This window comes from Demequina zhanjiangensis, from assembly GCF_030418315.1.
Lineage (GTDB): Bacteria > Actinomycetota > Actinomycetes > Actinomycetales > Demequinaceae > Demequina > Demequina zhanjiangensis.
The window spans coordinates 45,121-65,032 of record NZ_JAUHPV010000008.1 but is presented as its reverse complement, the minus strand read 5'-3'; the positions used below and the strand labels follow the sequence as shown (position 1 = coordinate 65,032).

17 protein-coding genes are annotated in these 19,912 nt (G+C 70.4%); 9 read left to right on the top strand and 8 right to left on the bottom strand.

The features are described 5' to 3' along the window. Positions 1-107: 107 nt before the first annotated feature. Positions 108-704 carry a hypothetical protein gene (locus QQX04_RS12600; protein WP_301129756.1) on the top strand — a complete coding sequence of 199 codons (597 nt, stop codon included), beginning with the start codon at positions 108-110 and terminating at the stop codon, positions 702-704. Positions 705-732: 28 nt separating this feature from the next. Here the strand turns inward: QQX04_RS12600 and QQX04_RS12595 are convergent, their stop codons facing one another. Next, entirely contained in the window at positions 733-1,710 is a 978-nt protein-coding gene (locus tag QQX04_RS12595) for a zinc-binding dehydrogenase (RefSeq protein WP_301129750.1), read from the bottom strand. 69 nt (positions 1,711-1,779) lie between these two features. On the opposite strand from QQX04_RS12595, the gene QQX04_RS12590 reads away from it, so the two are divergent. From QQX04_RS12590 to QQX04_RS12570, 5 genes are read left to right on the top strand one after another with little or no spacing between them, the layout of a single operon-like run. Next, entirely contained in the window at positions 1,780-3,498 is a 1,719-nt protein-coding gene (locus QQX04_RS12590) for a SulP family inorganic anion transporter (protein WP_301129748.1), read from the top strand. A gap of 59 nt (positions 3,499-3,557) precedes the next feature. Further along, complete coding sequence (locus tag QQX04_RS12585) at positions 3,558-4,112, top strand: RNA polymerase sigma factor (RefSeq protein ID WP_301129746.1); 555 nt, start codon at positions 3,558-3,560, stop codon at positions 4,110-4,112. Continuing rightward, complete coding sequence (locus QQX04_RS12580) at positions 4,109-5,173, top strand: hypothetical protein (protein WP_301129744.1); 1,065 nt, start codon at positions 4,109-4,111, stop codon at positions 5,171-5,173. Before QQX04_RS12585 ends, QQX04_RS12580 begins: the two co-directional genes overlap by 4 nt. Before the next feature lie 2 nt (positions 5,174-5,175). Then, positions 5,176-5,814, top strand: coding sequence for a hypothetical protein (locus tag QQX04_RS12575; RefSeq protein WP_301129743.1), 639 nt, complete (start codon positions 5,176-5,178; stop codon positions 5,812-5,814). A gap of 51 nt (positions 5,815-5,865) precedes the next feature. After that, complete coding sequence (locus QQX04_RS12570; protein ID WP_301129741.1) at positions 5,866-6,483, top strand: isochorismatase family protein; 618 nt, start codon at positions 5,866-5,868, stop codon at positions 6,481-6,483. A 7-nt stretch (positions 6,484-6,490) separates the two neighbouring features. On the opposite strand, the gene QQX04_RS12565 is transcribed toward QQX04_RS12570, so the two are convergent. The 5 genes from QQX04_RS12565 to QQX04_RS12545 all read right to left on the bottom strand — a co-directional run bounded on the left by QQX04_RS12565 (position 6,491) and on the right by QQX04_RS12545 (position 10,892). Then, a complete protein-coding gene (locus QQX04_RS12565) occupies positions 6,491-6,841 on the bottom strand; it encodes a GntR family transcriptional regulator (protein ID WP_301129739.1) in 351 nt (116 codons plus the stop codon). Positions 6,842-6,925: 84 nt separating this feature from the next. Then, positions 6,926-7,420, bottom strand: coding sequence for a hypothetical protein (locus QQX04_RS12560; protein ID WP_301129737.1), 495 nt, complete (start codon positions 7,418-7,420; stop codon positions 6,926-6,928). Positions 7,421-7,511: 91 nt separating this feature from the next. After that, on the bottom strand, positions 7,512-8,177 hold the full coding sequence (locus QQX04_RS12555; protein ID WP_301129735.1) for a pentapeptide repeat-containing protein: 666 nt from the start codon (positions 8,175-8,177) through the stop codon (positions 7,512-7,514). Positions 8,178-8,254: 77 nt separating this feature from the next. Next, entirely contained in the window at positions 8,255-9,760 is a 1,506-nt protein-coding gene (locus QQX04_RS12550) for a PucR family transcriptional regulator (protein ID WP_301129733.1), read from the bottom strand. A 130-nt stretch (positions 9,761-9,890) separates the two neighbouring features. Beyond that, entirely contained in the window at positions 9,891-10,892 is a 1,002-nt protein-coding gene (locus QQX04_RS12545; RefSeq protein ID WP_301129730.1) for a LacI family DNA-binding transcriptional regulator, read from the bottom strand. Positions 10,893-11,031: 139 nt separating this feature from the next. Here QQX04_RS12545 and QQX04_RS12540 point away from each other — a divergent pair, with 139 nt between their 5' ends. The 3 genes from QQX04_RS12540 to QQX04_RS12530 are packed head-to-tail and all read left to right on the top strand — an operon-like array spanning position 11,032 to position 16,034. Beyond that, the gene (locus tag QQX04_RS12540) at positions 11,032-12,336 is read left to right on the top strand and encodes an MFS transporter (RefSeq protein ID WP_301129725.1); all 1,305 of its coding nucleotides are present in this window, start codon (positions 11,032-11,034) and stop codon (positions 12,334-12,336) included. A 6-nt stretch (positions 12,337-12,342) separates the two neighbouring features. Then, entirely contained in the window at positions 12,343-15,129 is a 2,787-nt protein-coding gene (locus tag QQX04_RS12535; protein ID WP_301129724.1) for an alpha-L-rhamnosidase, read from the top strand. An 8-nt stretch (positions 15,130-15,137) separates the two neighbouring features. Further along, entirely contained in the window at positions 15,138-16,034 is an 897-nt protein-coding gene (locus tag QQX04_RS12530; RefSeq protein WP_301129722.1) for an alpha/beta hydrolase, read from the top strand. 84 nt (positions 16,035-16,118) lie between these two features. On the opposite strand, the gene QQX04_RS12525 is transcribed toward QQX04_RS12530, so the two are convergent. After that, on the bottom strand, positions 16,119-17,258 hold the full coding sequence (locus QQX04_RS12525) for a serine hydrolase domain-containing protein (protein WP_301129720.1): 1,140 nt from the start codon (positions 17,256-17,258) through the stop codon (positions 16,119-16,121). Then, positions 17,258-19,858, bottom strand: a complete 2,601-nt coding sequence (locus tag QQX04_RS12520; RefSeq protein WP_301129718.1) for an alpha-L-rhamnosidase — start codon at positions 19,856-19,858, stop codon at positions 17,258-17,260. The genes QQX04_RS12525 and QQX04_RS12520 overlap by 1 nt, the downstream gene beginning before the upstream one ends. Positions 19,859-19,912: the final 54 nt, after the last annotated feature.

The following is a 19,912-nucleotide window of genomic DNA, read 5'->3' as shown; positions in this document are numbered from 1 at the left end:
ACGCCCTGCCGACAGGTTGAGAAACCGGCGGCCGCTGGGGAGCAGAAGTGCATTAGCGTGCGTCGGGCCGGGCGCTCCGGCGGCCCACGATCAGGAGGACACGGCAGATGCAGCTCGCACAGCGGATCGCGCAGTGGTGGCAGGACTTCAGCGCCTCCCACACGCTGATCGCGGAGATGGCGAAGTTCTCCGGTCTGTCCTTCCTGGTGGCCGCTCTCCAGTACCTGCTGCTGACCTTCCTGCCGGTGCTGCTCTTCGAGACGACGGGGTGGGGCGCGGTTCCGGCGCAGTTCCTGCACGTCAGCCTCGGCCCCATCGACACGTACGTCTTCGACTACCCGGTCACCGGCGATGCATTGGGCGGCCTCAGCTACTTCGTGGCGTTCGTGCTCATGCTTGTGATCTCGCAGGGCGTGAACTTCCCGCTGCAGCGCAACGTCACCTTCAAGTCGAAGGGCAACGTCTGGTTCCAGCTGTCCTGGTACGTCGTCGCGCTCGTGCTCATCACCATGGCGTGCAGCCTGCTGATGAGCCTCTACGTGCCGATCCTGCGCGAGTACGTGGACCCCGCGATCTACAACATCCTCGTCACCGTCATCAACGGCGGCGTGCAGCTGGTGATCTACTTCCCGGTCTTCAAGATCATCTTCCCGGCCGCCAAGGACGTGGAGCAGGTCGAGGAGCCGGAGCTCGTCGACGCCTAATCGACCGCGGGCCCCGAGGGTCGCGGAGTCACGGCATCAGCAGGATCTTCCCGGTGCGTCCGGGCTCGAAGTTCGCGGCGGCCGCCGCGCCGATCTGATCCAGCGGGTAGAGCGCTCCGACGGGGAGCGTGAGGGTGCCGTCGGCGAGGCGGGCCATGAGCTCGCCCATGAGGCGTCGGCGGTCATCTGCCGGCATGGCCGCGCTGACCTTGCTGCCCCAGAAGCCCTTGACCGTGGCCTGCTTGAAGATGACGTCGCCTGAGGAGACATTCATGGTGGGGGACGCCATGGCTCCGAAGGAGATCAGCGTCCCTTCCTCGCCGAGGAGGCTGAGGACATCGCCCGACGCGTCGCCGCCGAGGGAGTCGATGCCGACCTTGAGCGGGGAGTCGCCCGCGAGGCGGCGCACCTCGTCCTGCCAGCCTTCGCTGTCGGTAGCGACGACCTGGTCGATGCCCGCGGCCGCCAGTTCGGCCACGCCGTCGGCGCGGCGCACGAGCCCGATCACGTGGATGCCGCGCGAGGGTGCGAGCTGCGCGACGAGGCGGCCCACGGCGCCGTTGGCGGCGTTCTGGATCATCCAGTCGCCCTCCTCGAGCCCCAGGGAGTCGAGCAGGCTGATCGCGGAGAAGGGCATCGCGACGAGCTGGGCTGCCGCCTCGTCTGGAATGCCGTCGGGCACGGGGATGAGCGCGGCCGCCTTCGCGAGGAACTGCTCGGACCAGACTCCGAACGTGCCTCCCGTCGCGACTCGTTGGCCGACCTCGAGACCCTCGACTCCCTCGCCCAGAGCGTCGACGACGCCCACGGCCTCGGTGCCTGCGCGGGCGGGCAGCTCGGGCTTGTAGCCGTAGGTGCCTCGCACCGTCCAGAGGTCGTGGTTGTGGATGGGCGACAGCAGGAGTCGGACGCGCGCTTCGCCGGGGCCAGGCTCGGGCAGCGGGGCCTCCTCGACGGACAGGACGGAGGTTGGGTCGCCGAACTCGTGATGCACGATGCTTCTCATGTCATGAACCAACGGCCGCGGCGCGCGGGTCATTCCTGATCACGAGAAGATGGAGGTAGGAGGTTGCCGATGGCGGTGACTGGCGTGGCGCGATGGGTGCCCGGCGTGCGAGTCGTGCGCGAGTACCGCCGCGCCTGGCTCTGGCCTGACGTGCGTGCCGGCATCGTGGTCACCGCGTTGATGATCCCGGCCGGCATGGGCTACGCGCAGGTGGCAGGCCTTCCTCCCGTCACCGGGCTCTACGCGTCGATCGTGCCGCTGCTCGCCTACGCGGTCTTCGGACCGTCACGCATCCTGGTGCTCGCACCCGACTCCGCGCTCGCGCCGATCATCGCGGCCGCGATCCTGCCCCTCGCCGTCGGCTCCGAGAGCCGGGCCGTGGCGCTCGCGGGCCTGCTCGCGATCATGGTCGGGGCGCTCATGCTGCTCGGCGGTGTGCTGAGGCTCGGGTTCGTGACGGACCTGCTGTCCAAGCCGGTCAGGATCGGCTATCTCAACGCGATCGCGGTGATCGTGATCGTCTCGCAGGTGCCGAAGCTGCTGGGCTTCTCCGTGGAGTCGGACGGACCGTGGCAGGGCTTCGTGGGTGCGTGGTCGGGGATAGTCGAAGGGCGCGTCCTTCCTACTGCTGCCGTGATCGGGCTCGGGTCGCTCGCGGTGATTGTCGTGCTGCGGCGCCTGCGGTCGCGTGTACCTGGAGTGCTCGTGGCGGTCGTCGTCGCGGTGGTGACGGTCTGGCTGGCCGGCCTGCAGGACCGCCTGCCCGTCGTCGGATCCCTGCCCCAGGGACTGCCAGCACCTGCGCTCGGGGGCGTGACCTGGGCCGACGCCGGAGAGCTGCTCGCCGCAGCCGCCGCCATCGCCCTCGTGTCCTTCACCGACAGCGCCGTGCTGTCCCGAACTCTCGCCGCGCGCCGGGGTGAGACGGTGAGCGGCAGCGCCGAGCTGAGGGGGATCGGCGCCGCCAACGTGGCGACGGGGCTGCTCGGCGGCTTCCCCGTGTCAGCGTCGTCGTCTCGCACGCCGGTGGCGCAGGACGCGGGGGCCCGCACCCAGCTGACGGGCGTGGTCAGCGCGATCCTCGTAGCGCTGTTCATGCTGCTCGTGCCCGACCTCACGCGCTACCTCCCGCAGGCCGCGCTCGCGGCCGTGGTCATCGGTGCCGCGCTGACCCTCATCGACGCGCCGGGCCTGATGACGCTGTGGCGCCGGAACCGTGTGGACGCGGGACTGTCGATGCTCGCCCTCGTCGGCGTGCTCGTGTTCGGCGTCCTCGAGGGGATCGTCGTGGCGATCGCGCTGTCGCTGCTCACCTTCGTCAACAGGTCATGGCGGCCCTACCGCACCAAGCTGGGTCGCATTCCCGGCCGACGCGGCTATCACGACGTGTCCCGCCATCCCGAGCATGCGGCCTTCGTGGACGGCGTCGTGCTGCTCCGTTTCGATGCGCCGCTGTTCTTCGCGAACGGGTCGATCTTCGACGACTGGGTGCGCGAGATGGTGGACGACGCGGGCTCCGAGATCCACACCGTGATCCTGGCCGCCGAGCCGGTGACGGGCATCGACACGACCGCCTTCGACGAGCTGGTCGAGCTGGACGACTACCTCTCCGCGAACGGCATCCGGCTCGTGTTCGCCGAGATGAAGGGGCCCGTGAAGGACGTGCTGCGCCGCTACGGCTCGGAAGACCGCTTCACGCCGGACCGCTTCTATCCGACGGTCGGCGCGGCGGTCGACGAGGTCACCGGCACTCGACGCGACGACCTCGAGGACGGTGCTGCTGGCTGACCCAACGTTTCCGCCTAGGGTTGCGTTGTTGCTGGCATGACCGACGGGGGACTGGGCCGGTGAGCGACTGGCGGGGGATGCTCGACGCCGTGGTGCGCGAACGCGGGCGCGCCCTTTTCGGCTACGCCTATGTGCTGACGGGCGACCGCGACCAGGCGGAGGACCTGCTGCAGGACGCGCTCGTGCGCGCCTTTCGGAGCGGCAGGCGGGCTTCGTCGGTCGAAGCGGCTCAGGCGTACGTGAAGCGTGCGATCGCCACCGCGTTCATCGATCGGGCCAGACGGGCGGCAGCCCGTCCAGTCGCCGGAGGCGACCTGCAGGACTGGGTCGCGTACACGCCGAAGACCCCTGACCATGCGCCTCGCGTCGAGGCGGCGCTCGACCTACAGTCGGCCCTGCTCACGCTTCCGCCACGGGAGCGCGCCTGCGTGGTGCTGCGCTACATGGACGACATGACGGTCGCGGCGGTCGCGGACACGCTCGGTCTCGCGCAAGGAACGGTCAAGCGCTACCTGTCCGACGCCGTCGGCCGGCTCAAGGAGGCGATGCCGGAGGTGGTCTTCGCAGAGTCCGAATCCGTCCCCGTCGACGTTCGAGAGGGAGGTGCCCGATGAGCGATGCACGACAGGCGTTCCGTGACCTCCACGAGGTCGCCGGCCAGGTCTTCGACACCACCGAGCTGCGCGCCGACCCCGCGCGGGTCGAGGAGAGGGTATCGCGGTACCGGGCCGGACGCGCGGTGCTCGCGTCCTTCGCTGGAATCGGAGTGGCAGGGGTGGTCGTCGCCGGCGCTCTGCAGGCACCCGGTGCCGCCGAGGTGAGTCCTGCCACCTCGCCGACTCCGCCGCCGATTCCCCAGCCGACGGATATCGTCACCGACGCGCGCGATCCTGCCTGCGCCGACGCCACCGTGGTCCCGGGTGCCCCCGCCGGTGACGTGGGGGGCCTCGAGGGATGGTGGAACGCCACGCCGATCGCTCCGTGCGACGAGTGGAATCCTGCGATCCTCGCCCACCCTGACACGGTGACGATCAACACCTCCGACGGCACGATGCTCGAGGCGTCCTACCGCACGAGCCTCGCCGCGCTCGGCGTCTACGCAGACCTGGGGCCTGACTTCCGGGTGCCGGACCCCGACCCGGAGTGGCCCGCCGCCAGCATCATCGTGATCGACGCAGCGACCGGCGAGGTCCTGTCATCCTCCCGGATCTCGGAGCTCCACGGTCAGATCTACTCCGCCGCTGAAATCCAGCTTGACGATCCCGGGTTCTACAAGGTCGAACGTCCGTACCCGGCCGGTGCCGTCGAGCCGACGCTCGAGGACCTGTGGCCTCGGGCCGCAGGCGCCGAGGTCCTCTGGGAGGACGACAAGGTCGTCCGCTTCCTCTCCGGCGAGGCGCAGCCGGGAGAGTTCAGCGTCGTGAAGGCCGACGCGTCCGTCTACGCGGCCAGGGACTGGCAGTGCGCGTGGCTACGCGAGTATTTGTGGGGCGCCGGGGCGGCGGATGCCAAACGGGTCTCCGCGGCCCTTGGCGAGCTGGAGCGGTTCAGCCAGCTCGACGCTATCGCGAACTACCAGCCGGAACTTGGCGAGCAGTTGGATGAGGTTCTGCTTGAGCCGCTCCGCACCGGCGACACGAGCGAGATCACGTCGTTCGTCTCAAGGAGCTGCTGAGCGTGGGATCAGAGGATCACCGCCATGCCGGCCCCGCCCGTCGCGGCGCAGTCGCAGTCGCCCAGGGGTGCGGAGTCGTCGCCCTGGGTGCGCTCGCGATCATCGTGGCGCTCGCGCTGTGGTTCGTCCACGGCTGGTCGCGCGCCGGCTACCCCGAGGCCCACGACGCGGCTGAGGCCTCGATGGCGCAGTCGCATCGAGAAGTGGTCACGTGCCTGGAGGGCCGTGCCGGAGAGCTGTCGGGGGCTACGGAGGCGCGCGACCTGACGCGCGTCACCGCGACGTGCTTCGACAGGCCCGAGGCGCATCGCGGCGACTTCACGCTCACCGCGCTCGTCAGCCGGCATGACACGGTGATGCAGGTGCTGTCGCACTCGCTGCGCTACGGCTCGTACATCATCGGCGCGCGGGCCGACGCCGGCGAGGGTGCGATCCAGGGGCTCGACGTGGGCAGCGGATCCTCGCCGGAAGTCCTCTTCGGCGCGACCGCCAATGTGACCCTTGCGCAGTGCTGGGAGGCGAAGGTCGCTCTGGACTCGGGTGAGATCGGTCGGCGCGAGCGGATCGAATGCGACGCGGACGTGGTCGCGCTGGTCTATGGCAGCCGTGCCGACGAAGGATATGGGCTCGCCGGGGAGTGAGCGCATCCGTCATGCGGCTAGCGTGGTCGTCGGACCATCTTGGGAGGAAGCATGACCGCACCCCGCCGCGCACTCGTGATCATCGATGCGCAGAACGAGTACTTCACCGGACGGCTACCGATCCAGTACCCGCCGCGGGACGAGTCGCTCGCCAGGATCCTTGAGGCGGCCGAGGCTGCCGATGCTGCCGGGATCCCGGTCGTGGTGGTCCAGCACGACAGCGGAGCGAGCGCTCCCGTGTTCGCCCCCGGCACCGACGGCTACGAGCTGCATCCCGCGCTCGCGGACCGTATCGCTCCCGAGTGGAAGCGCGTGGTGAAGCATCACGCCTCGGTGCTCGTGGAGACCGGGCTCGACGCGTGGGTCGCGGAGCAGGGGATCGACACCCTCACCCTCGCCGGCTACATGACGAACAACTGCGTGCTGGGCACGTCGGTGGACGGCGCGACCCGCGGACTCCGGATCGAAGTCCTGGCCGACGCGACGGGCGCGATCGACCTGCGCAACGACGCGGGGCAGGCCGACGGCAGGCAGGTCCACGAGACCTTGCTCGCGCTGCTGCACTCGAACTGGGCCGCGGTCGCCTCGACCGAGGCGTGGGTGAGCGCGGCGCGCGCGGGTGAGCCGCTGCCGAAGAGCAACCTCGTGGCCTCCGCCGCAGGATCCTGACCGCCGGTCAGGTGGCGCGCAGGCGCACCAGCGTCACCAGAGCCGCCGCATCCAGGCCCTTGGCCCTCGCCGCCGCGATGTAGGCGTCGGCGGCCGCGGTGACCTCGGCGTCGGCCATGGCCTGCCCGACGACGCGGGTGCCATTGCGGCCCGCCGTCACCACCAGCCCGTCGTCCTCAAGTGCGGCATACGTCTTGGCCACCGTGTTCGCGGCAAGGCCCAGGTCGGTCGCGAGCTGACGGATCGCGGGGAGCTTCGCCTGATCGGCCAGCCGCCCGTCCAGGATCTGCGCAGCGATCTGATCGCGCACCTGCTGGAACGGAGGGACGGCGCTCGAAGGGTCCACGGAGAGGTCCATGCCGCCGAACCTACTGCGGGAGATGCTCCGATGGCACGTCGGCGGGCAACAGGGCTCGATGCCGTCGGCGTGGGAGAGGCGCCCTCACGACGAGGGCGACGGGCGCGTGACGGCGGTAGAGGGGGTCACCGACGCATTCGGCCCGAGCGGCTCCACGTCTCCCCAGACCACGCCGTAACACCCGCTGTACGTGTTCGGATCGTCATCCGCATCCTCCAGTTCGAACACGTCGAACACGTGGAGCTCAGCTCCGTCGGCATCCTCCACTGTCGCCTTGAAGGTGCCGTAGCCCTCGCCGTCGCGCACGATCACCGTTGATTCGGAGGCGGGACCCAGGGTCTCCGACAGCGCTGCGAGGTCATTCTCGGAGAACGTGAGGCGCGGGTGCAGCACCGCGGTGACGGCGTCGGTGTCCTGGGTGTCCACCGCGGCGAGGAAGTCGGCCATCGCCTGCTCAGGTGAGTCGGCGCCTGGCGTGCAGCCGGCCGAATCGGCGGGCGTGCACGCGGTGAGCGCGAGTGCGGCGAAAGCGGTCGTGGATATGGCGCCGGCAGTGCGCGTGAGGCGCGTGCGGATCATGGTGTTCCCCCTGGTGCGAGCGTGCCCCCTGCACGCCCACTTGTGACTCTAGACCCGCGAGACTCGACAGCCAGGGACCTGGGTCGCTGCCTCAGTCGACCACCCGGACGCCCAGATGCTGGGCGAACGCGGAAGCGAGCATCAGGAGCTGCTCCGCATCGATCACAGCGCCGCGAAGCGAGTCAAGCCCGCCCACCACGCTGAGGTCCGCGCCACGTAGATCGACGTCCGTCAGCCGGGCGCCGTGCACCTGGAGGGTGTCGATGCGGCAGTCGTGGAACGCGACGCGTTCGGCTGTCGCCTGATCCAGATCCAGCTCGTCTATCACGCAGTCCGTGACGAGGACGTCCCTCAGGTTGGCGCCTCGCAGGTTGAGGTACGAGAGCTTGCAGCCGGTGATCGCGACGTTCCTCAGCTCCGACTCGTACATCTCAACCGCCCCCAGGCGGGACGACTCGAGCCGTACCTCGTGCCAGGTGGTGCGGGAGGAGTGCAGGACGGGCGCGTCGAGACGTTCGAGCCGCGTCTCCACCAGCCGCGAGGCGCGCAGCTGCGCCTCGTTCGCGCCGACGCCGACGAGCTCGCATTCGGTGAACATCGCACCGGTGAGGTCGCGGCCTGTCAGATCGACGTCCACGAACCGCAGCCCGTCGCACGACTCGTGCGGTCCCGGGTCGCCGGCGTAGCCCTCGACAAGGTGATCGAGTCTCATCTCGTCGATGTGCGGTGGGGAGGGTGCAGCGCTCGTGGAACTCACCCCCCAGTTCTACCGCGCGACCGCCCGGCGAGGAGCACGTGGCCGGGCGGGGCTCGGGCGAGGAGTGGATCCGCGGGTCACTCCTCAAGTGCCGCGCACGCGAGCCACAGCTCCGCTCTCACGGTGGGGCTGTCGAGGTCCATGCCGAGCGCGTCCGCGATCTCGTCGATGCGGCGGCGAAGCGTGTGGCGATGGATCCCGAGGTCCTTCGCGGCCGGGTCGTACTGCCCGTGTCGACGGAGCCAGGCGCGGAGCACGGCGACGTCGTCGCCGTGCCGCTCGAGGAGCGGGGTGAGCTGCTCGCGAGCGAGCGTCAGGAGGGCGTCAGCGTCGAGCGACCCCACGAGGCCGGGTGATCGCTCGCCCTCCTCGGTGAAGGTCGAGCCCGCGTCCGAGGCCAGCCTCCACGCGGTACCGGCGGCGGCGCGGGCCAAGCCGATCTCGTCCCAGCCTCCCGGCCGGGAGGCTCCGACGATGAGGCCACCCACCGACTCGAGCTGCTGCCACACGGCGGGGGCTCGCAGCGCGGACATGACGATCCACAGCGCCTCGCCCACCTCGCCGAAGGCGATCGGGTCGGGGCTCTGGGTGCCCTCGGTGAGCCACGGGTCCAGGGCGTCCTGTGCGCGCATCAGGTCGTCAGTCGAGCCGCTGACCTTGGCGACGAGGATCGGAGCGTTGGGGAGCCCGCCCCAGACATCCTTCGCTGTCGCGCCGTCGGCGGTCGCGTGGTCGTCCAGGAGGCGTCGCATCACGGTGCCGCGAAGGCGGCCCATGAGCTGGTCCGCGCGGGCGGTGCGCGAGACGGCGAGCGCAAGCAGCGTAGACGCCGTGGAGACGAGCGCGGGATCCACGGAGGCCGCGGGGCCTTCGACCCCGGCCGTCAGGTGCCCGAGCGGGCGACCTGTCGGCGAGGGGAGCGGGTAGCACAGCACGGCATTCTCGCCATCGCTCTGCGCGTCGGGCTCGCCCATCCGGATCGCCCGGCTCCCCAGCGCCTTCCGCACGAACTGCTCGGTGCCCGGGCGGGACGACTGGAGGAGCCTGCCGTTCTCGTCCGTCAGAGCGGCCCAGCCGCCGAGCATCTCTGCGGTGAGATCCACGAGGGCGCGCGTGGGCGCCGTGGTGGCGGCTCCTGCGATCAGCTGGCGCTGCTGGCGGTGCTCGGTACGGAGCCGCTCCCGTGCGGCCCAGCGGCTCTCGGAGGCCACGGCGTGACTCACTGCGAGCAGGGGCGTGGCGTCGGGCACCTCGAACAGCGCGATCCCCGCGGACTTCGCGGCGTCGGCGAGTGCGGAGGGGACGGCCGGAAGCGTCTCTCCGATGGCGACGCCTAGCGCCGATGCGCCTGCCCGGTCCAGTGCGTCGACAAGCTCCCGGCACCGCTCCTCAGCCTGGGGCCCGGCGAGCGCGGATCCCGTGGTGAGCACGACCTCGCCGCCCTCCAGGTAGGGGCTCGGGTCGACCAGGTCGGTCGTGTGGCTCACAGCGATCGGGGAGTCGAGCCGTCCCGGCGAGCCTTCGACAACCACGCGCAGGTGCAGGTCGCTGTGCTCGAGAAGTGCTCGCAGTGTGAGTGTCACCCTTGAATCGTGCCACAGTGGAGCGTGTTGGGGCTGATTGGGACACAGTGGCACGCCGGCGCTTTCAGTCCCTTGCGGGCCTTCGTTGCCACGACGCGAGGTGACGGTCGGGCACGCGCTGAACGTGCGCTCAACTCCCTTCGCGCGCGGCACCTGTGCTCTGTCGCACGACCAGTGCGGCGTCCAAGGCGATCTCGTGACGTGACTCGACGTCGTTCAGCGCGTCGTCGACGAGGGCGGCGAGCTGGGTGGAGAGCGACCTCATGTCGAGCTTGACGGTGCTGAGGGGAGGCTCGAGCCAGGCGCTGAGAGGTTCGTCGTCGACTCCGATCACCGACAGATCTCCGGGTACGGAGAGGCCTGCATGTCGCGCGGCCGAGAGGGTGAGCGCGGCGAACTGGTCGTTGTAGGCGGCGATCGCGGTCACGGGATCGGGGCCCGAGGTCCACTCGCGCAGCACCTCCGCGAGCTGGTCCCGCGTCGTCTCGTCGGGGAAGCCGAGCACGACCGTCTCGAGCGGAGCCAGTCCGTGTCGAGCGGCCGACGCCTCGACCGCCGCGCGTCGGAGAGGTGCGAAGTAGTTCAGCCGCGGCTCGTCCACGGTCACGAGCCCGATCCGGCGGTGCCCGTGGGCGGCGAGGTGCGCCACCTGGCCCTCGCCGATCGCCTCCTCGCCCGAGCGGATCGTGGGAAGGGCGGAGACGAGCTCGACCCCTGAGCCCTGCGCGACCGACTGGTCGTCCTCATCGAGCGGCATGAGCTCGACGATCACGTGTGGCGTGACGTCGCGGAGCACCGTGCGCAGGTCGGTGTCGGGGGCTGCGGTCCAGGTGACGAGCGACATGCCCCGAGTGGCCATGGCGGCGGCGAGCTCGTCGAGCAGGCTTGCGATCGACGTGCTCTCGGGCGTGCTCTGAAGGGCGGCGAGGACCACGCTCGACTCCCCGCGGCGAAGCGTGCGGGCGGCGGCATGGGGCGTGTACCGGAGCATGCGGGCCGCGTCCTTGACCTTGGCGACGGTCGCCTCAGGGAAGCTCGCCTTGTTGGACCCGTTGAGGATGTAGCTCACGGTGGAGCGGGAGACGCCCGCGACGCGCGCGACGTCGGCCGCGGTCACTCTGACTGCGCCCATGCAGTGCCTCCCTCAGTGGTGTCACCCAGCGTAGCGCTTGACACCATTCAATGATTGGTTTACGTTCCCGGTGTGGTCAATTCACACGTGTGACCATAGTCTCAACGAAGAGTCAGTTCAACGACGAACGGAGCAAGGCATGTCAGAGCCCACGCAGGCTCGCAAGGCCCCCAACGAGTGGTGGGTCGGAGCCGTGGCCGGAATGGCCTCATACATCGATGCGGCGGCGCTCGTCGCCACCGGTATCGCCCTCGCCATCTACATGGGAACCATCGGGCTCTCGCCCGATCACTACGGATACCTGCAGAGCGCGCTCGGCTTCTCGGTCGCGATCGGCGCGGTCGTCGGCGGACGTCTGGGTGACACCTTCGGCCGCCGCAGGGTGTTCCTCACCACGATGACGATGATCGTCATCGGCACGACCCTCATGACCTTCGGCGTCTCCTTCCCGGTGCTGCTCGCCGGCATCATCGTCATGGGCCTCGGCGTGGGCGCCGACCTTCCCGTGTCGCTCGCGACGATCGCCGAGGCGGCTTCCGACAAGAACCGCGGCAAGATCATCCTGCTGTCCAACCTTCTGTGGCTCGGCGGCATCGTCTCGGTCGTGATGCTCGCCTCGTTCGCCGGCCACTACGGCCGCATCAGCGGTCAGATCATGTTCGGCCTCGTCGGCGTCATGGCCGCGCTCGTCCTCATCGGGCGCCTCACCATCCCCGAGTCGACCACGTGGACCGCCGCCCGCGACGAGCGTCGCGCCGGCATCAAGACGGCCCGCGCGGAGAACGCCAGCGTGAAGGACCTGCTGACCGGTCCCTACGCCAAGCCGTTCATCGTGCTGCTCGCCTTCTACGGCCTCACGAACCTGTACATGAACACGAACGGCCAGTTCAACACCTTCATCGCCACGAACATCGCCGGTTCGACCGTCGAGGAGTTCAACCGTTGGGCCCTCATCTCGATGGTGGTCGGCGGTGTCATCGGTCTGCTCGCGATGCGCGTGATCGACACCAAGTACCGCATGCCCTTCTACATCCTGGGCGGCGTCTTCCTGGTCGGCGCTCCGCTGATCATGGTCGTCGGCGGCATCACGCTCACCACCCTCGTGGCCTCGCTGTTCGTCTCGACCGTCGGTGGCGCCTTCGCATTCGAGGGCATCATGAAGGTGTGGACCCAGGAGTCCTTCCCGACCATGCTGCGCTCCACCGCGCAGGGCAGCATCGTCGCCTTCGCCCGCCTCGCCGCCTCGGCGCTCGCGGCCTTCACCCCTGCGCTGCTGATCAACAGCGGCCAGGCGTTCTACGGCGTGCTCGCGCTCGCCGTCGCCACCGGACTCATCGTCGCCTACGTCTTCTTCTCGAAGCACACGGTCACCACCTTCGCCAGCGAAGGTGAGCTCACCGAGGCCGCTGAGCCCCGCATCCCCGCAGCCGCCACGGAGGCCTGATCCCGCATGACTGACACGACGCCCGCTCCTCGGTTGCACCGTCTCACGGTGGACCACCTGGAGGCCCCCCACGCTGTCACCCGGACCGCACCACGGTTCGCGTGGCAGGTGAGGGCCGACGGGGGAGCGGGCGTCGCGCAAGCTTCGTTCCGCATCCGTGTCGTGGACCTCGTCGAGGGCCTCGAGGTCCACGACACGGGGCAGGTCGAGTCGAGCCAGAGCGTCGGAGTGGCGCTCGACGGCTTCGAGGCTCGCCCTGGCGGACGCTACGAGTGGACGCTCGACGTCCAGCTCAACCAGGGCCTCGCGCCCCTCACCGCGACCGCGCGCTTCGGCGTCGCGCATCGTGACTGGTCCGCGCCGTGGATCGAGCCGCAGCAGCAGCCGGTCGTCGCGGAAGGCCCCACGAACCCGCGCCCCGACCTGGTGGTCGACGCGGTCAAGACGGTGGAGGGCGTCCCCCTCTCCGACCGTCTGCACCCCCCGCGCAGGCTGCGCCACGAGTTCACCCTCGCTGCCGCGCCGCGCCACGCCACCCTTCGCCTCACCAGCCAGGGCGTCCACCAGGCCAGCCTCAACGGCCAGCGGGTGGACGACGCGCTCTTCGCGCCCGGCTACGAGAGCTATGAGCTGTCCATGCCCGTGGTCAGCACCGACGTCACCGCGCTGCTCGCGGAGGGCGACAACGTGCTCGGGGTCGAGCTCGCCGACGGCTGGTGGGCCGGCCGCATCTCCTTCCTGGGCCGTAGCGCCCAGTACGGCGACATCCTGCGCGCCAGCTGGCAGATCGAGATCGAGCACGAGGACGGCACCACGGAGACCCTCGTTCCTGAGCCTTCCGATGTGCTGTCGTCGCGCGGCCCGATCGACTGGTCCGACATCTTCATCGGCGAGCGCCGCGATGCGCGCCTCGAGGAGGCCGACTGGTGCGCCGTCGGCTTCACTCCCTCCGACTCTGAGGCGTGGACCCCGTGCGCCGCCGTCCCCATGGACATCGCGCTCCACCCCTTCCAGGGTCAGCCCGTCCGTCGCACGTTGGAGGTGCCCGCCGAGCGCGTCTGGAACGCTCCCAACGGTGACCTGCTCGTCGACTTCGGCCAGGTGCTCGCCGGCCGTGTGCGCCTGACGGTCACCGGCCCGCGCGGCGCTGAGATCAGGCTTGAGCACTCTGAGGCGCTCGACCCGGACGGCAACTTCTTCCTCAACGTCACCGGCTTCGCCAAGGATCAGGCGGACGAGTACGTCCTCGCAGGCCGCGAAGGCGGCGAGACCTGGGAGCCCGACTTCACGTTCCACGGGTTCCGCTACGTCCGCGTGACCGGATGGCCCGGCGAGCTCCGGCCGCAGGACATGACGGCCGTCGTGATCGGCTCGGACCTGCCCGTCACCGCCGATCTCCACACCTCGGACCCGCGCCTGGACCGCCTGTTCCTCAACACCCTGTGGTCGCAGCGCTCCAACTTCCTGGCGGTGCCGACCGACTGCCCTCAGCGGGAGCGCGCCGGCTACACGGGCGACCTGCAGATCTTCGCCGACACCGCGTCGACCCTCATGGACGTCCAGGCCTTCCTCGACCGTTGGCTCGCAGACCTGCGTCGCGACCAGGCGAACCGCGACGGAGGCGTGTCAGCGATCGTCCCTGAGCCTCCGGCCATGGGCGGCGACTTCGGTGCGGGCACCATCTTCGGCGAGATCCGCACGCCGGCAGGCTGGGCGGACGCTGTCACCATCGCGCCGTGGTCGCTCTACCAGCACTACGGAGACCGGCAGATCCTCGAGGACAACCTCGACGCCATGCGCACGTGGGTCGCCTTCCAGACGCGCCAGGCCGCGGAGATCAACCCCGCGCGCCTTGAGGCCGGGGAGCTCTCGCCGGAGCAGGCCGCCCGCCACGCGCTGCTGTGGAACGGCAGCCTGCACTTCGGCGACTGGCTCGCCCCCTCCACGATGGTCGGGTTCGATGAGATGCCGGGCGACGCGATCCTCCGCGCGCCCCAGTGGACCTCGGAGATCGTCGCGCCCGCCTTCCAGGTGCACTCGATGGACATCCTCGCGAACGTCGAGCAGGAGCTCGGCAACCGTGAGGAGGCGGAGGCCCTGCGCGAGCGGGCCGCTGCGGTCCGCGCCGCCTTCGCTGCCGAGTACATCGGCGCCGACGGCGAGATGAGGCCCGACCTCCAGGGCATGTACGTGATCGCGCTCGCGTTCGACCTCGCGCCCCAGGCGGTGCGGCCGCGACTCGTCGAGCGGCTCGTCGACCTGGTGCACGCCGCAGGCGACAGGCTCGACACCGGCTTCCTCTCGGTTCCCTTCCTGCTCGACGTCCTGTGGGACAACGGTCACCAGGACCTCGCGCGCACGCTCCTCACGCAGAACCAGCAGCCGTCGTGGCTCTACGAGGTCGAGCAGGGCGCCACCACCGTGTGGGAGTCCTGGTACGCGGTGCACCCCGACGGGGCCGTGGAGGAGATGTCTCTCAACCACTACGCGTTCGGCTGCGTCATCGACTGGATCATGCGCCGCCAGGCGGGCATCGAGCCCACCTCGCCGGGCTACCGCACCGTGAGGGTCGCGCCCGACCTCGAGGGCCCGCTCTCGCACAGCGCCGCTCACCTCGACACCCCCTACGGACGCCTCGCCGTGACCTGGTCACGCGACGGCGACACCGCACAGATCCACGTCGACGTGCCCGTCGGCTCGGAGGTCACCGTCGACCTTCCTGCCGGCTGGAGCGCCCCGTCGGATCTTCCCCTCGGCCAGGGCACGCATGCACTCGCCGCGACCCGCATCTAAGGAGCGACATGACCATCGCCATCTCTGAGACCACGGTGCCGGGACCGCACGGCGAGGTGCCGCTGCGCGTCTACCGCCCCGAGAGCCCGTCCGGAGAGGGACTCGTGTGGATCCACGGTGGCGGATTCGTCATGGGTGACCTGGACATCCCCGAGGCCGACCGCGTCAGCCGTGAGATCGCCGCGACCGGAGTGACCGTGGTCTCCGTGGGATACCGGCTTGCCGTGGACGGCATCCGCTTCCCCGTGCCCGGGGACGACGTCGACGCCGCCTGGCGCTGGGCCGTCACCCAGGACGACCTGGGCGTCGCGGCCGACCACTGGCACGTCGGCGGCGCGAGCGCGGGCGGCAACCTGGCCGCCGCCGCGGCCCAGCGCGCACGCGACACGGGCATCCAGGAGCCGGCGACCTCGCTGTTGATCTACCCCGTGCTGCACGACGTGCTCCCGCTGCCCTCGGCTGACCTGGCACGACGCCTTGAGGCACTGCCCGACGACATGCGCTTCCCCGTGGACCGCTGCGTCGAGCTGAACCTCAACTACGTGGGCCGTGAGGACTACCTCCACCACCCGTACGCGTTCCCCGCCCATGGCGACGTCGCCGGGCTCGGACCACACCTCATCGTCACGTCCGACGTGGACGACCTCCGTCCCTCGGGCGAGGCGTACGCGGCTCAGCTCGCGGTCGCCGGAGTCGACGTCGCGATCGTCCGCGAGGTCGGGACGATGCACGGCCACCTGAACTTCTGGGACCAGCCTGAGGCGGCCCGTACGGTCGCGCGCATGACCGAGTGGATGCGGCGCGGCGCGCTGGGATCAGCGGCCCACCCGGCGGATGCGCCCACCGAGGCGCCCGAGCCCGCGGTGTACGAGCCCGACCTGGACCTCCAGGCCGCCACGGCCTGACTCGCGCGGCCCGCGCGCCCCTGAACGCCACGAAGCCCCGGCAGCCGCTCCACTGGAGCAGCCGCCGGGGCTTCGCGCTCTCTGTCAGGAGGACAGCGTCGCGTGGATCGCGTGCGCGACCTTCACCGCCACCGGGTCCGCGCCACCCGGGTACTGCATCGGCGTCGGGATGTAGCCGAAGGCGACGCCCGTGGCCGGATCCGCGAATCCGAGCGCCCCGCCGCCGCCGTCGTGCCCGAACGCCTCGATGCTTCCGAAGGGCAGGCGCGGCTGCGACACCATGAACACAGAGCCGAACGCGTTGGCCACGTTGAGGGTGCGGTCGATCCCCCACGAACGGATCTCACGCATGCTCTCGAACGTCGCCGCGCTCGCGATCGGATCGTCCGAGCCGGGCAGCGCATCCAGGTAGAGCCGCGCGATGCCCCGGGCGGAGGCGACGCCGCCGATGCCCGCGGGCCCCGCACGCCTGACGCGCGGGTTGTTCGTGCTCACGCCCTCGGTGGACCATTCGTCGCCGGCCTGGAAGTTCGCGAACATCCGGGTGAGCAGCGGCTCGTGGAGGGGACGGGAGGCGAGCTCCTCCGCCTGCTCGGGCGTCGGCTCCACCGGACGGACGTCCACATACCGGCCGTCCTCCGACTCGGGCATCCCGATGAAGAAGTCGGCATCGCGAGGCGCACGCACGACCGTCTCGTGGTGGTCGCGCAGCTCGCCACCCCAGACGCGGCGCACCAGCTCCTCGATGAGGATGCCGATCGTGATGCCGTGATAGCCGAAGGCCCGACCCGGGGTCCACAGCGGTCGCTGGGCTGCGAGCCGTGCGGCACCCGCGACCGAGTCCAGCAGCTCCTCGATCGGCACGACCTCACGGAGCACGGGGAGTCCCGCGCGGTGCGCGAGCAGGTCGCCCACCGTGACCGCGCCCTTGCCGTGGGCGCCGAACTCGGGCCACACCTCGGTCACGGGCATGTCGAGCGCGAGCAGCCCGTCGTCGATCATCCGGGCGATGCTGAGCGCCGCCATGCCCTTGGTCGCCGAGTAGACGCCGGTCACCGAGTCGTGCTCGAGCCCGGACCCGACCACGACGTCGACGGCACGTTCGCCATCCACGTAGACGCACAGCTGGGCGCCGAAGCCCTGCCTGCTCTCCGCGGCCTCCTCGAGGTGCGCGACCGCCGGGGCGAACCTGGCGTCCACGACGCCCGACGCGGACGCCGCCATCAGAGCGCTCCGTCGGCTGTCAGCGCGAAGGTGGCCTCGTGGGTGCCGTGGCCCAGCTCCGTGACCGTCCCGTCGGGCAGGTCCATGACCGCCGTGGCCCCGACCGGCACCGTGGCGCTCACGTGCACCTCGCCGTCAGAGAGGGTCCAGGAGATCGACGCCGTGCCGTAGGGGGTGACGTGGGTCGCCGAGGCGCTCGTCAGGTCCCCACCGGGCCGCGGTGCGAAGCGGATCCTCTTCCAGCCAGGCTCCACGGCCTCGATCCCGGCGACCACGCGGTGCATCCAGTCGGCGATCGAGCCCAGCGCATAGTGGTTGAACGACGTCATGTCACCGGCGTTCACGGTGCCGTCCGGCTTGAGGCTGTCCCACCGCTCCCAGATGGTCGTGCCGCCGTTCTTGACCGCGTAGAGCCAGGAGGGCGCCTCCTCGCACTCGAGCATGCGGTACGCCTCCGCGAGGTGGCCGGTGCGGGAGAGGGCGTCGGTGACGACGGGGGTGCCGGCGAATCCTGTCGAGACGCGGCCGTCGGCCTCGTCCACGAGAGCGGCGAGGCGCGTCGTGCCCTTCTCGCGGATCTCAGGGCTCGGCCACAGGTCGAAGGCCTCGGTGAGCGCGTATCCGGTCTGGCTGTCCCCGTCGACGGTGCCGTCGGCGGAGATGTACCGGTCGGCGTAGGCCGCTGCCACCTCGTCGGCCAGCGCGGCGTAGCGCTCGGCGTCGGCCTCCTCTCCCAGGTGGGCTGCCGTCTGCGACAGACGGCGCGCGGCCCACGCGAAGTAGGCGGTGGCGACCAGGTATCGATCGGTCATCGCCTTCGTCGGGTCCTCCGCCGGTGCGTTCGGGTCCAGCCAGTCGCCCAGCTGCTCGGTGTCGGCGCAGATGCGGTCGTCGCCCGCGTTCGCCTCCACGGATGCGAGCCACGCCTTCGCGCTCTCGTACTGGCGGCGCAGGAGCGCGAGGTCGCCGGTGCGCTCGAACAGCACGAGCGGGGTGAGCGACGCGACGTCGCCCCAGACCGCGAGCGGGTCGTGGGTCATCGCGTCGAAGGGCGGGATCTCGATGTACGGCACGTAGGGCGGCACCCAGTCCAGCTCATCCTGCTCGGCCGCGAGGTCCTGGAGCCACGAGGACAGCAGGCCGGTCACTCCGTAGAGGAACGTCGCCGTGGGCGCGAAGACCTGGATGTCGCCCGTCCAGCCCAGACGCTCGTCGCGCTGCGGGCAGTCGGTCGGGATGTCCACGAAGTTGCCGCGCAGGCTCCACACGACGTTCTCGTGCAGGCGTGCGATCCGCTCGTCGGACGTCGCGAACCATCCGAGCCGCTCCATGTCGGAGTGGATGACCTCGGAGACGACGTCTCCGGGCGTGAGGTCGCCCACCCAGCCCGAGACCTCGGCGAAGCGGTAGCCGTGGATGGTGAAGCGCGGGCTCCAGTCGACGTCCTCGCCCGCGAGCGTGATCTCGTCGGTGACCTCGGCGGTGCGCAGCGGCTCGGTGCAGAGCTCGCCGTCCACGAGCACCTCGGCGTGACGCAGGCGGATCGTGTGGCCCTCGGGGCCGGAGGCCTTGATGCGGAGCCGGCCGGAGTGGTTCTGGCCGAAGTCGAGGAGGAAGCGGCCGTCGCCACGATCCATGACCTCCACAGGGGAGAGGGTCTCGACCACGCGCAGCGGCGGGCCCGAGGGCGCGACCATCTCGGGAGTGCCCGCGTCGCGCACCGCGACGGGTGACCACTCCGAGGCGTCGAAGCCGGCGGTGGACCAGCCCGCGTCCTCCTCGCGTGCGTCGTAGCGCTCGCCGTCGTAGAGGTCGCTCATGAGGATCGGGCCGGAGCCGGCCTGCCACTCGGAGTCGGTGACGATCGTCTGGACGGTGCCGTCCTCGAGCTCGACCTCGAGCTGGACGATCGCGCCGAGCGCGTCGCCGTAGATGTCCCGCAGGCCACCGGCGAAGCCGAGCCGGCCGCGCCACCATCCGTCGCCGAGCCACGCGCCGGCGCAGTTCGCGCCGGCCCGGAGCTGGTCGGTCACGTCGAAGGTCGCGTAGCGGAGCCTGTGCGTGTAGCTGGTCCAGCCTGGCGTGAGCTCCTCATCGCCGACGCGCTGTCCGTTGAGCTCGAGCTCGATCACACCGTGCGCGGTGACGTACGCGCGGGCGCGCGTCACAGGACCGTCGAGGGTGAACTCGCGGCGGACGCGCTCAGGGCGGCGGTGGGGGCCCTCGCCGGGGTCGTCGGCCGAGCCGACGGGGACGGCCTTCCAGTCGTCGGCCTGGAGCAGGCCCGCCTCGGCGGTCACCGCGTCGCTCCAGTCGGACCACTTCTCGCCGTCGGACACGCGGACGGAGACCGCGACGGCCTCGCGCGAGGCGAGGGGAGCGGCGGGCCAGTCCACGAGCACCTGGTCGGAGCCGTCGAGGGCATGCGTGGACTCGGTGGTGGTGCCGCGAAGCGTGCGGGAGACGCGGATCTCGGCGCCGTGCGGCGCGAAGTCTGCGGGTGCGTCGACGATGTGCCAGCTGATCCGGGGGCGAGCCTCGCCGATCCCCAGCCGACCGGGCTCGTGGTGCTCGAGGCGGACGTGGGTGACAGTCGTCATCAGGATTCTCCTTTGAATCGTCGGGTCAGCGTTCAACCGTTCAATGAACGGTAT

Excerpts from the sequence above, each read along its gene's own strand:
- QQX04_RS12600 (WP_301129756.1), top strand. The coding sequence starts at position 108 with ATGCAGCTCGCACAGCGGATCGCGCAGTGGTGGCAGGACTTCAGCGCC.
- QQX04_RS12595 (WP_301129750.1), bottom strand. The coding sequence starts at position 1,710 with ATGAGAAGCATCGTGCATCACGAGTTCGGCGACCCAACCTCCGTCCTG.
- QQX04_RS12590 (WP_301129748.1), top strand. The coding sequence starts at position 1,780 with ATGGCGGTGACTGGCGTGGCGCGATGGGTGCCCGGCGTGCGAGTCGTG.
- QQX04_RS12580 (WP_301129744.1), top strand. The coding sequence starts at position 4,109 with ATGAGCGATGCACGACAGGCGTTCCGTGACCTCCACGAGGTCGCCGGC.
- QQX04_RS12570 (WP_301129741.1), top strand. The coding sequence starts at position 5,866 with ATGACCGCACCCCGCCGCGCACTCGTGATCATCGATGCGCAGAACGAG.
- QQX04_RS12565 (WP_301129739.1), bottom strand. The coding sequence starts at position 6,841 with ATGGACCTCTCCGTGGACCCTTCGAGCGCCGTCCCTCCGTTCCAGCAG.
- QQX04_RS12560 (WP_301129737.1), bottom strand. The coding sequence starts at position 7,420 with ATGATCCGCACGCGCCTCACGCGCACTGCCGGCGCCATATCCACGACC.
- QQX04_RS12545 (WP_301129730.1), bottom strand. The coding sequence starts at position 10,892 with ATGGGCGCAGTCAGAGTGACCGCGGCCGACGTCGCGCGCGTCGCGGGC.
- QQX04_RS12540 (WP_301129725.1), top strand. The coding sequence starts at position 11,032 with ATGTCAGAGCCCACGCAGGCTCGCAAGGCCCCCAACGAGTGGTGGGTC.
- QQX04_RS12535 (WP_301129724.1), top strand. The coding sequence starts at position 12,343 with ATGACTGACACGACGCCCGCTCCTCGGTTGCACCGTCTCACGGTGGAC.
- QQX04_RS12530 (WP_301129722.1), top strand. The coding sequence starts at position 15,138 with ATGACCATCGCCATCTCTGAGACCACGGTGCCGGGACCGCACGGCGAG.
- QQX04_RS12525 (WP_301129720.1), bottom strand. The coding sequence starts at position 17,258 with ATGGCGGCGTCCGCGTCGGGCGTCGTGGACGCCAGGTTCGCCCCGGCG.
- QQX04_RS12520 (WP_301129718.1), bottom strand. The coding sequence starts at position 19,858 with ATGACGACTGTCACCCACGTCCGCCTCGAGCACCACGAGCCCGGTCGG.